This window comes from Mycetocola sp. Y791, assembly GCF_059445325.1.
This window is the reverse complement of sequence record NZ_JCAIUC010000002.1, coordinates 795,597-809,373: the sequence shown is the minus strand read 5'-3', so window position 1 is coordinate 809,373 and position 13,777 is coordinate 795,597. Positions and strand designations below refer to the sequence as shown.

The 13,777-nt window shown below is 65.9% G+C and carries 10 protein-coding genes; 6 read left to right on the top strand and 4 right to left on the bottom strand.

Translation table 11 applies throughout. The features are described 5' to 3' along the window. The first annotated feature begins 4 nt into the window (after positions 1 to 4). Positions 5 to 775: an energy-coupling factor transporter transmembrane component T family protein gene (locus AC1C2N_RS08710; RefSeq protein WP_495433672.1), complete on the top strand. Its 771-nt coding sequence runs from the start codon at positions 5 to 7 to the stop codon at positions 773 to 775. Between the two features lie 158 nt (positions 776 to 933). Then, positions 934 to 3,075 (top strand): intein-containing Rv2578c family radical SAM protein, encoded by a 2,142-nt coding sequence (locus AC1C2N_RS08705; RefSeq protein WP_495433670.1) that lies wholly within the window; start codon positions 934 to 936, stop codon positions 3,073 to 3,075. A gap of 112 nt (positions 3,076 to 3,187) precedes the next feature. On the opposite strand, the gene AC1C2N_RS08700 is transcribed toward AC1C2N_RS08705, so the two are convergent. Together AC1C2N_RS08700 and AC1C2N_RS08695 are read right to left on the bottom strand one after the other, a co-directional pair. Continuing rightward, positions 3,188 to 3,616 carry a GNAT family acetyltransferase gene (locus AC1C2N_RS08700; RefSeq protein WP_495433668.1) on the bottom strand — a complete coding sequence of 143 codons (429 nt, stop codon included), beginning with the start codon at positions 3,614 to 3,616 and terminating at the stop codon, positions 3,188 to 3,190. A gap of 100 nt (positions 3,617 to 3,716) precedes the next feature. Then, a complete protein-coding gene (locus AC1C2N_RS08695; RefSeq protein ID WP_495433666.1) occupies positions 3,717 to 5,984 on the bottom strand; it encodes a DEAD/DEAH box helicase in 2,268 nt (755 codons plus the stop codon). Between the two features lie 372 nt (positions 5,985 to 6,356). Here AC1C2N_RS08695 and AC1C2N_RS08690 point away from each other — a divergent pair, with 372 nt between their 5' ends. The 3 genes from AC1C2N_RS08690 to AC1C2N_RS08680 all read left to right on the top strand — a co-directional run bounded on the left by AC1C2N_RS08690 (position 6,357) and on the right by AC1C2N_RS08680 (position 7,876). Further along, positions 6,357 to 6,632 (top strand): GlsB/YeaQ/YmgE family stress response membrane protein, encoded by a 276-nt coding sequence (locus AC1C2N_RS08690; RefSeq protein ID WP_483405980.1) that lies wholly within the window; start codon positions 6,357 to 6,359, stop codon positions 6,630 to 6,632. Between the two features lie 159 nt (positions 6,633 to 6,791). Further along, the gene (locus AC1C2N_RS08685) at positions 6,792 to 7,076 is read left to right on the top strand and encodes a Fe-S cluster assembly protein HesB (protein ID WP_483405981.1); all 285 of its coding nucleotides are present in this window, start codon (positions 6,792 to 6,794) and stop codon (positions 7,074 to 7,076) included. 158 nt (positions 7,077 to 7,234) lie between these two features. Then, positions 7,235 to 7,876, top strand: a complete 642-nt coding sequence (locus AC1C2N_RS08680; RefSeq protein WP_495433663.1) for a DedA family protein — start codon at positions 7,235 to 7,237, stop codon at positions 7,874 to 7,876. A 16-nt stretch (positions 7,877 to 7,892) separates the two neighbouring features. On the opposite strand, the gene AC1C2N_RS08675 is transcribed toward AC1C2N_RS08680, so the two are convergent. Together AC1C2N_RS08675 and yczR are read right to left on the bottom strand one after the other, a co-directional pair. After that, positions 7,893 to 11,375: an efflux RND transporter permease subunit gene (locus AC1C2N_RS08675; protein ID WP_495433661.1), complete on the bottom strand. Its 3,483-nt coding sequence runs from the start codon at positions 11,373 to 11,375 to the stop codon at positions 7,893 to 7,895. Between the two features lie 181 nt (positions 11,376 to 11,556). Then, positions 11,557 to 12,987 carry a MocR-like transcription factor YczR gene (gene yczR / locus AC1C2N_RS08670; RefSeq protein ID WP_495433660.1) on the bottom strand — a complete coding sequence of 477 codons (1,431 nt, stop codon included), beginning with the start codon at positions 12,985 to 12,987 and terminating at the stop codon, positions 11,557 to 11,559. Between the two features lie 62 nt (positions 12,988 to 13,049). Here yczR and yczE point away from each other — a divergent pair, with 62 nt between their 5' ends. Beyond that, positions 13,050 to 13,703, top strand: coding sequence for a membrane protein YczE (yczE, locus tag AC1C2N_RS08665; RefSeq protein WP_483405985.1), 654 nt, complete (start codon positions 13,050 to 13,052; stop codon positions 13,701 to 13,703). Positions 13,704 to 13,777 lie beyond the last annotated feature (74 nt).

Genomic DNA, 13,777 nt, shown 5'->3' with positions numbered 1-13,777 from the left:
AGGGGTGACGGGTCGTCACTTTCTGCACAGGCTCAACCCGCTGGCGAAGATCGCGGGGCCATTGCCGTTCATGGTCTACCTGCTGTTCGTGCGCGACATTGCGACTCCGCTCGTCTTTATCCTGCTTGCGCTTCTGCTCATCACCGTCGGGGCAAAACTCAGTGCCCGGCTCGCGGTTGCGCTCTGGCTCGGCCTGCCGGCGATTGTCGCGGTGCTGTCGCTCAGTTTTGGGCTGTGGACGGATGCCGCACGCGTCGACGACACGCCGCTCCTGTTCCAGCTCGGCGAGTACCGCTTCTATCTCGGGGCCTGGCTGATCGGGCTGGCCACGGCACTCCGACTCGGGGCGCTGCTGTCACTCGCGCTGATCGCCGGGCTCACGATGACCGGTCCCGACCTGGTTCGGGCGCTGGTCCAGCAGCTGCACGTGCCCTATCGCATCGGCTACACGGCACTCGCCGCCTATCGGTTCGTGCCCCGGTTCCGGCTGGAACTCGAGCAGATCAGACGGGCGCACCGCGTTCGGGGAGTGTCAGGCGGCAGGGGGCCGCTCGCCGGCATCCGTCGTGGTCTCGGCTACATCGTGCCGCTGCTCGTCGGGGCCATCCGTCACGCTGAACGGGTTGCCCTCGCCATGGACGCGCGGGCGTTCGGGGCGCACTCGTCCCGGACGGAGCGCTACCTCGTGCCGTTCCGGGCCCGCGACTGGGTGTTCATCGTGCTGTTCTGGGCGGTTGGCGCGGGCCTCCTTGTCGTGGCCGCGACTCTGCTTTAGCGCGCCTCTTCACCGAGCGCTGCACGTCCATGCTCACGCTGCAGAAGCTTCTGTAGCGCGGGCATGGATCTGCAGCGGTCGGCGCACATAGAACGCGCTCGCGCACTTTCGCTCCACAGATAGCCCGCTATTCTCGAATCCATGTTCTAATGGAGTGCATGAGGTGGGATGGTCAGCAACTCGGCACCGAGGAGCCCTCGGCGCTCCCGGGCCTCGCCAAGCTCAACAACCTCGTGCGCAGCGTGCAGACGCCGGAGTTCGCCGGAGTGACGTTCCACGAGGTGCTCGCGAAGTCAGCACTGAACAAGATCCCGCGACAGTCGCAGATGCCGTTCGGCTGGACCATCAACCCCTACCGTGGCTGCAGTCATGCGTGCGTCTATTGCCTCGACCCCGACACCCTCATTCTGATGGGTGACGGCCGGCAGAAGCCGTTGCGGCTCGTGCAGGTCGGGGACGAGGTTATGGGAACCGAGACTCGCGGTTCCTACCGCCACTACGTGAAGACTCCGGTTCTCGCGGCCTGGGGCACTGTGAAGCGACCGTTCCGCATCACCCTCGCCGACGGAACCGAACTCATCGCCAGCGGCGACCACCGTTTCCTCACGGAGCGCGGCTGGAAGTACGTGCAGCGGGCGACCGACGGAACCCAGCGCCCGTACCTCACCACCAATAACAAGCTCGTCGGGTTCGGACTCAACGGCCTGCCACAGGCCACGTCGGTGCCGATCGAAACCGAGGCTTATCGGCGAGGGTACCTGGCGGGCATGATCCGCGGCGATGGGATGATGCTCCGGCGCACGTACACCCGCCCCAATGGGCGACCGAACAACGTCAGCATGTTCCGCCTCGCGCTCGCGGATACTGATGCATTGACTCGAACGCGCACGTTCCTGGAGCTGGAAGGCGTACCAACACGCCTTCGTCCTTTCGTCGCAGCCGGGGGTACGCGACGAGCCATGACGGCCATCCATACCGCACAAGCCGGACACTTCGACCGAATCAACCAGCTGATCGATTGGCCGGATTCCAACGACGCCGTGTGGTCCGCTGGATTCCTGGCTGGCGTGTTCGACGCGGAAGGCAGTTGCTCCCGAGGAGTGCTCCGCATTTCGAACAGCGACCGAGCAATACACGGCCAGATCAAAAGGTCAATGACACTTCTCGGGATCAGGTATGTCCATGAATCCGAACGACCAAACGGAGTTTCTTCGATTCGTGTCACTGGCGGCCTGCCCATGCGATCGCGTTTCTTCGCACTTACCAACCCTGCAATTACGCGAAAGCTCGATATCTCTGGTGCCGCAGTCAAGTCGGACGCGAGCCTTCAGATCGTCTCCATCGAGGATCTCGGCTCTGAGATCAACATGATCGACATCACAACGGGAACCGGTGACTTCGTCGCGAACGGGGTCATCAGCCACAACTGCTTCGCCCGCCCCACCCACAGCTACCTCGACTTCAACGCCGGCGACGACTTCGACAACCAGGTCGTCGTGAAGATCAACGTCGCCGACGTGCTCGCGAAGGAGGTCGCCAAGCCGAGCTGGGGCAAGTACCCCGTCGCGCTCGGCACCAACACCGACCCGTACCAGCGCGCAGAGGGCAAGTACTCCCTCATGCCGGGCATCATCACCGCGCTGGCGAACTCCGGCACACCGCTGTCGATCCTCACCAAGGGCACGCTGCTCCGCCGCGATATCCCGTTGCTGGCGGATGTCGCCCAGACCGTGCCCGTCGACCTCGCCATATCGATCGCTATCTACGATGACGAGCTGCAGAAGTCGATCGAGCCGGGCACGCCGTCGGCGAAGGCGCGACTCGCCACCGTCACCGCGGTGCGCAACGCAGGGCTCGACTGCAGCGTGTTCCTGATGCCGATCCTGCCGTACCTCACCGACACGAAGGCCCACCTCGACGAGGCACTGCGGCAGGTTAAGGCGGCGGGAGGAACGAGCGTGCTCTTCACCTCGCTGTACCTCAAACCGGGAGTGAAGCCGTGGTTCATGCACTGGCTCGAGCGGCAGCATCCCGAACTCGTCCCGAAGTACACAGCACTTTACGCCCGCGGGCAGTACGCGCCGAAGGAGTACCGCACCTGGCTCGCCGCACGCATTTCGCCGTTGATCCGCGCCCACGGGCTCGAACGCGGCCGCGAAGATCCGGCGACGGGCGGCATCCGATCGAAAGCGCTCGGGATGCTGCGAAACGACGCCGGAGAGCGGCCCGCGTTCGCGAGCGATGACGGATCGACAGGCGCGCGCATCCTGCCGTCGACCGAACAGCCGATGCTGTTCTGAGAGGTCACGATGACGAGCGGATGCCTGTCGTCACGCCCCTGAAACGGAGGTGGGCAAGGCTCGAAGAGGGACTGGTTGTACGCGGATCCGCAACGGGTCTCTGCGGCCGGTCTCAGTCTGCAATGAGTCGCTTACCGAGCACGGTCACGTCGTCGGCGGCATAGCCGAGCGTGTCGTAGAAGGCGAGCACGTCGGTGTTGGTCGACCGCACCATGAGCATGATCTTGGGGCAGCCGCGATCGGCGAGAAGCCGTTCCGCCTCGGCCATGAGCGCGCGACCGGAACCGCGACCGCGCTGCGACGGATCGACGGCCAGGTAGGAGACCCACCCCCGGTGACCATCGAAGCCCACCATCGCAGTCGCCGTCACCGTGGCATCCGTCTCGCCCACGAGAAACAGCTCGGGCTGCGTCGTGAGCTTGCGCTCAATGTCGCGGTGGGGATCGTTCCACGGGCGGGTCAGCCCGGAGGCACGCCAGAGCGCAACGACCGCCTCGGTGTCGTCGACCTCGGTATCGGCACGGAAGGGGCGAATGTGCATCCACTCATTCTGCCGGGTACACGAAAACACCCGTTCCGGTCGAGAACACACGTGCGAACGGGTGGTCTCGACCGGAACGGGTGTTCTGGCCACTCAGCTGTTAGGCGGTGAGCTTCTTGTTGGTCATGCGACCGGCGAGTTCCTCGATGATCTCGTCACCGGGGCGAGCCTGAACGTAGTCAGCCTCGATCTCGGCGCGACCGAGCAGGTCGGTCATGCGACGCTGGCGCGCCTTCGGGATGATCGTGACGACGGTACCGACCTTGCCGGCGCGGCCCGTACGGCCCGAACGGTGGAGGTACGTCTTGTACTCGTCGGGCGCGTCGGCCTGGATGACGAGGGTGATGTCGTCAACGTGGATGCCACGCGCGGCGACGTCGGTCGCAACGAGCACGTTCACTCGCCCGGAGGTGAGCTGCGCGAGGTTGCGGGTACGACGGGCCTGGTTCAGGTCGCCGTGGAGGGACACTGCACGGATGCCTGCATCCTCCAGCTGGTCAGCGAGGCGCTCGGCGTATGCCCGGGTGCGCGAGAAGATGAGCGTCTTCTCGTTGCGGTTCGCGAGTTCCTCGATGATGCGGTCCTTGTCGCGGTGCTCGACCACGAGAACGCGGTGGTCGATCGTCGCTGAGGCCTGGTCTTCACCGGCGACCTCGTGCACGGCGGGGGACGACAGGAACTCCTTGACGAGTGAAGCAACACCCTTGTCGAGGGTTGCCGAGAAGAGCAGCTTCTGGCCACCGTTTGCCGTGCGGCGCAGGATGCGCTGCACAGGCTCGAGGAAACCGAGGTCGCACATGTGGTCGGCCTCGTCGAGGACCGTGATGGTCACTTCGGAGAGGTCGAGGCGTCCCTGCTCGATGAGGTCTTCGATCCGGCCCGGGGTGCCGACGATGATGTCGACGCCGCGCTGGAGAGCGCCAACCTGGCGGCCCTGCGGCACTCCGCCGTAGATCTGCGTGGTGAAGAGGCCGACGCTGCGGGCGATCGGCTGCACTGTGCGGTCGATCTGCAGCGCGAGTTCACGGGTCGGTGCGAGGATCAGCGCGCGGGGCTTGCGACCCATGGCACGCTTCTTGCCCCCACCGTTTTCCATGAGCTTCTCGACGAGCGGTGCGCCGAAGGCGATGGTCTTTCCTGATCCGGTGCGACCGCGGCCGAGGACATCCTTGCCGGCGATGACGTCGGGGATGGTTGCTGCCTGGATCGGGAACGGGCTCGGCGCGCCGAGTTCAGCGAGAGCGGCGACGATGTTGCCACCGAGGCCAAGGTCGGTGAACGAAATACCCTCGACGTCAACGGCCAGCGTGGCCTGTGCCTCGAGGCGCTCGAGCACGACGTCATCTTCTGGAGTGAAGTTTCCCTTGGCGTCGCGGTTCGGGTAGAAGTTCTTGTCTGCTTCGGCGTCGCGGGGACGGTCGAAGTTGTTGTCGCGGCGCGGTGCGCGGTCGTCGCGGCCCGCAGAGATGCGACGCGTCGACGGACGCTCGATGCGCTCGCCACGCGTGAACGGGCGGTCGTTGTTGTACGCGGGGCGCTCAGAGCGGTCGCTACGGGGAGCGCGGTCTTCGCGGTTGTATGACGGACGCTCCGTGCGGTTCTCGCCACGGTTGTACGCGGGGCGCTCGGTGCGGTTCTCACCACGGTTGTACGCGGGACGCTCACCATTGCTGCGCGGGGCGCGGTCGTTGTACGACGGACGCTCGGCGCGGTCACCGCGAGGTGCACGGTCATCACGGTTGTACGCGGGACGCTCGGTCCGGTTCTCACCACGGTTGTAAGCGGGACGCTCCGTGCGGTTCTCGCCACGGTTGTACGCGGGACGCTCACCATTGCTGCGGGGCGCGCGGTCGTCGCGGCCGTAGGAGGGACGCTCGGTCCGGTTCTCGCCACGGTTGTACGCGGGGCGCTCGGTGCGGTTCTCACCACGGTTGTACGCGGGACGCTCACCGTTGCCGCGCGGGGCGCGGTCGTCACGGCCGTACGAGGGACGCTCGCTGCGGTCACCGCGGGGTGCACGGTCATCGCGGGGAGCACGGTCGTCGCGGCCGTAGGCCGGGCGCTCGGTGCGGTTCTCACCGCGGTTGTAGGCGGGACGCTCGCCGCGCTGCGGCTGGGCGCCACCGTCGTAACGGTCGTCGCGGGGAGCGCGCTGTTCGCGCGGCTCGTCGGAGTGACGACGCTGGGCGCGCTCGTCGGCGTTCCAGCGAGCCTTCTTCGGTGCGTCGGATTCTGCGGCGCGGTATCCGCGGTGTCCCGGGCTCCTGCTGCCAGCTGTGGTTCCTGCCGGGCCGCCGCTCTTACGGGCGTAGCTCGGGTCGAAGTTGCGGGCGGGGCGGCCGCCAGCGGGTTTATTGTTCTTGGGCATAGTACTTTCCGGGTTTTAGTTCATGCATGAATCGAGAAGCGCACAGCAGAGCTGCGGCATTCATATACCCGGGCAGTCGATGGCCGGGACCGTTTCACATCAAAGTGAATACAAGTCGCGTTTTCGCGATGTATAACCGGCCCACCAGACTTACAAACCCTTCCGCGGTACATCCACGGTGTCCAGAGCCGACTTGGCTACATTACGGCACAAAGGCGGAATTGTCACGTACTTTTCTCTATTTCGCAATGACTTTGCGGCAATTCCCCAGATAAACACCGAACGCGGTACTCTCGAGTTACACCAGCCTAACCGGGCGGGTTCAACGGGACTCCGGCAACGGAGATCCATCGGACAAATGGAGGTGGAGCCTTGAGCTTCCTGGCATTTCTTCTTCTCGGTCTGATTGCTGGCGCAATCGCAAAGGCCATTCTTCCTGGCAGACAGGGCGGCGGCTGGCTCATCACACTGCTTCTCGGTGTCGTGGGCGCACTTCTGGGCGGCTGGCTCGGTGGCCTGCTGTTCGGCATCGACATGAACGAGTTCTGGAGCATCTCGACCTGGCTCACCGCCATCGTCGGCTCCATCGTCGTGCTCCTGATCTACGGCCTCGTCACGCGCAACTCGCGCAGCGGCAGCCGGGCCTAACGGTCCACGAACCAAACGAATGCCTCCTCGCCTCGCGGCGGGGAGGCATTCGTCGTTTCCGACCTCCGTCTTTCGTGTGAATGCCGGGCTCCAGCTTGAGGTCGGCCGACAGGTTCGGAAGGGTGGGACACTCCTCACCGCCGATCGCAAAGGACGCTCATGCTCACCCTCACCGATAACGCAAGCACCATCGTTAAGACCATCACGCTCCAGAGCGCGGGGACCGAGGATGCCGGCCTTCGGATCACCAGCCCGGAACCGTCGTCGACCGACCTTTCCGTCGCGGTCGCCACGGCACCTGAACCGACGGATGCCGTCGTCGAGTCGAGCGGCGCCCGCATCTTTGTCGACGAGAACGCTGCGGTCATGCTCGACGACAAGATTCTTGACGCTGAGGTCGACGAGGCCGGTGCCGTGCGCTTCGCCATCGGCACCCAGGCCTGACCTCCGCGCACCACGGTTTGTCGAGATAACGCCCTCCCGGATCTCCTCCGCTGGGGTGACGTCACCCAATACCTGAGGAGGATGCCGCGACCGTCAGGCCTTCGTAGCCTCGAAAACGGTGCCGCACTTCTGCGACGCCGTGATCGAAACGGACCGTCATGGACTTCCTCTCCGACGCCCTTCTCTCGACGGCCACCTCACCGTGGGTCTATGCGGTCGTCTTCGCCGTCGTCGTCATCGACGGGTTCTTCCCACCGGTTCCGAGTGAAACCGTGGTTGTAGCCGCCGCCGCGATCGGCGTCTCAGCCGGAGCACCGAACCCGATCCTGATCATCCTCGTGGCCGCAGTCGGGGCGTCACTCGGCGACAACATCGCCTACCTGCTGGGACGCATCGCCGGAACCACCCGATTCGCGTGGATGCGGCATCCGCGAACCGTCCGCGCCTTCGACTGGGCCGCTCACGGCATCCGTTCCCGACCGGCAGCGCTGATCCTGACCGCACGGTACATCCCCATCGGCAGGATCGCGGTGAACATGACAGCGGGAGCCACCGGGTTCCCCCACCGGCGGTTCTGGCCGCTCACGGTTCTCGCCGGCGTGTCATGGGCGACGTACTCGGTTCTCATCGGCCTGCTCGCGGGGCACTGGGTGAAGGACCAGCCACTCCTCGGCGCGGTGGCGGGAATCGTGATCGCCATCGCGCTCGGGTTCATCATCGACCGGGTATCGAGCGCGGTGGCGCGGCGGAGGGCCGCAGCGCACGCGAGCGCTGCGACCGTCGACGTCGTGCCTCGGTGACGTTGCCGTTCAGCGTCTAGCTGACGGATGCCGCCCTCGCCGGTTCCGACTGCTCAGTCGTCGCTTCCGCACGCTCGGCGTTCCGCTCGGGCTCCGCCCGCCGATCGAGACGCCGCTCACGCGCACCCTCGACCAGGTTGTAGAGCGTCGGCAGCACAATGAGCGTCAGGAGCGTCGACGAGACGAGACCACCGATCACGACGATTGCGAGCGGCTGCGAGATGAAGCCGCCCTCGCCGGTGAGTCCGAGCGCCATGGGCACCAGGGCAAAGATCGTCGCGAGCGCCGTCATGAGGATCGGGCGGAGCCTCCGCGAAGAACCATGACGCACCGCATCGGTCACCGCCATGCCGCGCGATCTGTACTGGTTGACGAGGTCGACGAGCACGATCGCGTTGGTCACGACGATACCGATGAGCATCAGCACACCGATGAGCGAGGCGACACCGAGCGGAACACCGGTGATGACCTGCAGGCCGATGGCACCCGTCGCCGCGAACGGCACAGACACGAGCAGAAGCAGCGGCTGGCGAAGCGACCGGAAGGTGGCCACCATGACGATGTACACGATGAGGATCGCGGCGAGCATGGCAAGCCCCAGCTGCTGGAAGGCGTTGCCCTGGTCAGCGGTCACGCCGCCGAGCGTCGCAGTCGTACCCGCGGGCAGGTCGATCTCATCGAGAGCGGTTGACACCTCGGTACTCGCCGTACCGATGTTGTCACTTGCCGGAGTAATGGCGACCGTGGCTGAACGCTGCCCCCGCACCGAGGTGATCGTCGACGGGCCGTCGACCTCCTCGACAGTCGCGAGGGTGTCGAGCGGCACCGGTCCGAGCAGGGTGGGAACCTCGAGCGCTGACAGCTCATCGATGGTCGCAGGCGGGCTGTCGGTCGCGATGTAGATGCTGACGCTGGTCTCGTCGAGCACGATCGAACCAGCGGATGTCGGTTGCATCGCCTGCGAGATGTAGCCGCCGAGCGCAACCTCGCTGTAGCCAGCCGCAGCGGCGTCGAGCCTGTTGACCCTCACCTCGATGTACGGCCTGGATTCGCTGAGGTTGTTGGTGACCTGGCGCATTCCCTCGAGGTCCTTGGCGGCGTCGGTGACGGCATCCGTCGCCTCCCGCAGCGTCTCCTGGTCAGGCGCCGTGATGTCGACTTCGATGTCACTCGACGCGCCGAAACCTCCGGCGGAGCTGAGCTCGATCTCGCCGGCGTCAGCGATGTCCTGGAGCTCTGAGCGCACGGTGGACTGGAGCGCTTCCTGGTCCGCGTCTTCATCCGTCGTCACCGAGTAGGTGATGCTGCCTTCACCGCCGCCGCCGAACGCGGAGAGAAGCCCACCGGACGAACCGATCGAGACCTGAACCGTGTCGATTCCTTCGATGTCGCGCAGGGCATCTTCAACCTTCGACGCCGCAGCATCCTGCGCGTCGAGGCTTGAGCCAACGGGGAGCTTCTGCGAAACGCTCAGCGTGTTCTGCCCGGAGTCACCCAGGAAGTTGGTCTTCATGAACGGCACCAGGGCCAGGGTGCCACCGAGCACGAGCACCGAAAGCAGCAGTGTGACGACCGAGTGCTTGAGCGTCCAGTTGATGATCGGCAGGTATCCCTTTTGCAGAAGGGTCGGGTGCTCGAGTTCGTCTTCGTCTTCCACGCCGGTCTTGCGACCACGGCGGGTGGCCACCGCGACGGCGGCAGCGGAGGCATAGACGGCGGGCTCGGCCTCGCGGTGCCCCTGCTGCTGTGCCTGCTGCTCGCCCGAGGCATCGCTCGGAACCGCGCTCTGAGTGTGTGCGGTCTCGCGAGCGGTGACGACCTCGGATGCCGTCGCGTCTGACCCGGCAGCGTGCGGGGTGACGGCGCCATCGGTGACGGCATCGGCGGTGACGACGTGCGCCGCCCCCGGCTCAACGGCCTTCTGGTCATTTGTCGCCGTGGCTGCCGTGACTGACGTGGTCGCCGACTTGGCGGCCTTCGCCGGTTTCCGCTCCTTCGCGCGGAGGAACCAGTACGCGAGCACCGGCACGATGGTCAGCGAGACGAAGAGCGACGCGACGAGGGCGATCGTGACGGTGAGCGCGAACGGGCGGAAGAGCTCACCCGTCATGTCGCCGACGAACGCGAGCGGCAGGAACACCGCGACAGTGGTGATCGTCGACGCGGTGATGGCTCCGGCAACCTCGCGCACCGCGGTGACGATCGACAGGGCACGACCGTCAGCCGTTCGGTCGCGCGCGGCGGCCATGTGCCGCTTGATGTTCTCGATGACGACGATCGAGTCATCGACGACGCGCCCGATCGCGATCGTGAGCGCACCGAGGGTGAGGATATTGAGGGTGTAACCCGTCGCCTGCAGGCCGATGAAGGTGATGAGCACCGACGTCGGGATGGAGATGGCCGTGACCAGGGTCGCACGCACATCGAGCAGGAAGACCAGGATGATCAGAACGGCGAAGACCAGTCCGAGCAGGCCCTCTGTCGCGAGCGACTCAATGGACTGCTCGATGTACGGCGCCTGGTCGAAGACGATGTCGAGCTGAACGTCGGAACCGAGCGCTTCCTCGAGGTCGGGAATCAGTGCGCGAACGCCCTTGGACACATCAACGGTGTTGGCGGCGGGAAGCTTGGTCACGGCGATGGTGAGCGCCGGCTTGCCGTCGACACGGGAGATGCTCGTCACCGGGTTGTCGGTGAGTGATACCGACGCGACGTCACCGATGGTGAGCACGGCCGAACCCGGTGCCCCGGGCGCATCCCTGACCAGCGGCAGTCCGGCAAGCTCCTCGACGGAGCCGAGTTTTGAGCCGGTCTGGACGGAGAACGTACTTCCGTCTTCGGTGATGTCACCGGCCGGGATGAGCACACCGTACTGTTCGAGGGTGTCGCTGATCGCGGTCCGCTGCACGCCCTCCTGTGCCAGCCGGACGGCATCCGTCACGATGGTGACCCGCTTGCCGACCTCACCGATGAGAGCCGCTTCGCGCACACCCTCGATATCTTCGATGTCGGGCACGGCCGTTGCGTTCAGGCTGTCCGCGAGCGCGTCGGTGTTCTCGCCGGTTGCACTGGCAGCGATCTGAATCACCGGAAGGTCGTCGAGTCCGCCGGAGAGGACCTCGGGTTCAACGTCTTCGGGGAGTGTCGACTTGATCCGGTTGATCGCCTGGTTGATCTTCTGCTCGGCGGTGGCGAGGTCGGTGCCGTAGGTGAAAGTCGCGGAGATGAGACCGAGGTTGGTCGATGAGGTTGTGCTCGTCGACTCGATACCGGCAACGCCCTGGATGGCGGTTTCAATCGGGGTGGAGACGTCGTCGTTGACCACCTCGGGCGATGCGCCGGGGTAGCTGGCAACGATGGCGAGCTGTGGGAAGCTCACGCTCGGAGCGAGTTCCTGCTTGAGGCTCGACAGGGCAATCCCGCCGAAGACCGCGGCGACGATGGTGACGAGTGCGATGAGCGCACGGTTCTTCATGCTTAGAACGGCAAGGACGTGCACGGGTCTCCTGAGGGCGATGCGGTGACTGCCGCGAGCGCGGCGGGAGAAACGACGCGTGGCCGCTCTACACAGCAAATTCTGTCACAGCGCCCGTGCAGGAACTGCACGTACGACAAATGCTCAGCGTTCCGTTATCGCCCGGGTCATGGCGTAATTCCGCGGGCGAGATCCACTCGGTCGATCACACCACCTCGGCGAGGAGCGCCGACTCGGGAACAGGCGCGCGGAGGATCGACTGCCACGCCGTTGCGAGGGCGTCGATTGCCCGCTCGGTGTCGTCCACCCCGTAGGTGATCGGGATGCGGATGAACCGCTCGAAGGCGCCGTCGATGCCGAACCGTGGCCCTGACGCGATCAGCAGACCCTGGTTGCGTGCGGCGAGCGCGAGTTGTGAACTGACGGGCACTCCGAGGTTGACCCAGGCCGACAGCCCGCCGTTGACGTGCGGCACGTCCCAGTACGGGTAGCGATCGCCGAGCAGGTCCTCGAGGCGATCACGCGTTGCCCGAAGCTGTGAGCGTCGCGTCTCGAGGATGGAGGTCATGTCTGGCAGCAGTTCGAGCACGGTGAGCTGCTCGAGAATCGGAGTGCCGAGGTCGCCGATCGACCGGGCGGCCACAAGTTTGCGAATGACGCCCCGGTCGGCGCGGATCCAGCCAAGACGGATGCCGCCCCACACGGTCTTTCCCACCGAACCGACCGTGATGATTTTGGCTCCGGCGTCATCGGACGCCGCGAACGGAGGGAAAGAACCCGGCCTGTCGATATCGAGTTCGCGCGTCGTTTCATCGATGAGCAGCACTGTCCCCTGCCGGGCGGCAGCACGACACACGCGGCGGCGGGTCTCCAGCGGCATGCTCGCGCCGGTCGGATTGTGAAAGTCAGGCATGAGGTAGGCAAGGGTCGGCGACGAGTTGTCGAGCGCGTCCTCGAGGTCGTCGGCGTCCCAGCCGTCCTCGGCGGTTACCGGGATCGGCACCAGGCGTGCCCCGGCTGAGCGGAGCGCGTCGTGGGCGTGCGGATAGGTGGGGTGTTCGATGAGCGCCCGATCCCCGCGCGACAGGTGGGTCCTCGCGATCAGTCCAATCGCGTGCTGCGCGCCGAGGGTGACCATGATCTCGTCCGGCGAGGTGGGCAACCCCGCTTCGATGTACCGGTCCGCGATCGCCGCGCGTAACTCGGGCAGGCCGATCGTGTCGTAGTCGAAATCGTCGAGGTAGCGCGGCAGCCGGGCGGCCGCGCGCACGGCAGCTCCTGTCATCGCTCCGATGGCGGGCAGCGCCGCCTTGCTGAAGTCGAGGTAGCCCGATCGGCGGGCCGTCACGGGTCCCGGCCGAACCCCGGGAAGCTGGGCGACGCTCCCCGACCCGCGGACGCTCTCGAGGAATCCGTTGTCCCTGAGCTCACGGTAGGCGGCGGTCACCGTCGTCCGGCTGACGTCGAGGCGCTCGGCCAGGTCCCGCTCCGCCGGCAATCGGGTGTCGGCGGGAATGCGGCCATCGAGGATCAGCAGGCGGACCCGGTCGGCGAGGCTCCGGTAGGCCGCGTCCCCGCTGCGCCAGGGGCCAAGCAGGGAGGAGAGCGCGCGGGCCGTGATGTGGACATCAACCATGGGGCCACTATAGAGAGATTGGCCTCTTGCCAGAAGGCCAATCGTGAAATTGGATTGAAACCATGACCCGCCGCATCCTCCAGCTCCTCATTGGCCTCTTCCTCTACGGGATTGCAATCGCGCTCATTGTGCGTGCGGGGATCGGTGTTTCGCCGTGGGATGTCCTGACCCAGGGCGTCTCGCTCAAGACCGGCTGGGGTTTCGGACTGATCACGATCCTGATCGGTGCACTCCTCCTTCTGCTCTGGATACCGCTGCGGCAAAAGCCGGGGATCGGCACCGTCCTCAACGTGCTCCTCGTCGGACTCGCCGCGGATCTCGGCCTCTGGCTGATCCCCGAGGACCTGGTGCTCTGGGCCCGGATCCTGCTCTTCTCCGCCGGACTTTTCACGCTCGCTCTCGCCACGGGACTCTACCTCGGCGCCCGGTTCGGCGCCGGCCCGCGCGACGGCCTGATGACCGGTGTGCACGAACTCACCGGGTGGCCGATCTGGGTCGGCCGCAGCGGCATCGAACTCACCGTGCTCGGCATCGGCTGGCTCCTCGGCGGTAACGTCGGCATCGGCACCCTGCTCTTCGCCGTGCTCATCGGCCCGCTCTGCGGCATCACGATCCCGTGGTTCCGGATCGAACTGCCGCGCGACCAGGCATCGGACAACCGCCTGTCGGGCTCGGCCGAACCGAGCGCACCCCTGATCGACTCCCCCGCGAGCTGACCAGCCGCCCCCCTGACGCTGCCGTGCGCGCGGCATCCGCTCGCCTCAATCACGACGAGCGGATGCCGCTGGCA

What these genes read in the sequence shown, in the direction of transcription:
- AC1C2N_RS08705 (WP_495433670.1), top strand. Translation starts at nt 934, where the DNA reads ATGAGGTGGGATGGTCAGCAACTCGGCACCGAGGAGCCCTCGGCGCTC.
- AC1C2N_RS08700 (WP_495433668.1), bottom strand. Translation starts at nt 3,616, where the DNA reads ATGCACATTCGCCCCTTCCGTGCCGATACCGAGGTCGACGACACCGAG.
- yczR (WP_495433660.1), bottom strand. Translation starts at nt 12,987, where the DNA reads ATGGTTGATGTCCACATCACGGCCCGCGCGCTCTCCTCCCTGCTTGGC.
- AC1C2N_RS08680 (WP_495433663.1), top strand. Translation starts at nt 7,235, where the DNA reads ATGGACTTCCTCTCCGACGCCCTTCTCTCGACGGCCACCTCACCGTGG.
- AC1C2N_RS08685 (WP_483405981.1), top strand. Translation starts at nt 6,792, where the DNA reads ATGCTCACCCTCACCGATAACGCAAGCACCATCGTTAAGACCATCACG.
- AC1C2N_RS08695 (WP_495433666.1), bottom strand. Translation starts at nt 5,984, where the DNA reads ATGCCCAAGAACAATAAACCCGCTGGCGGCCGCCCCGCCCGCAACTTC.
- yczE (WP_483405985.1), top strand. Translation starts at nt 13,050, where the DNA reads ATGACCCGCCGCATCCTCCAGCTCCTCATTGGCCTCTTCCTCTACGGG.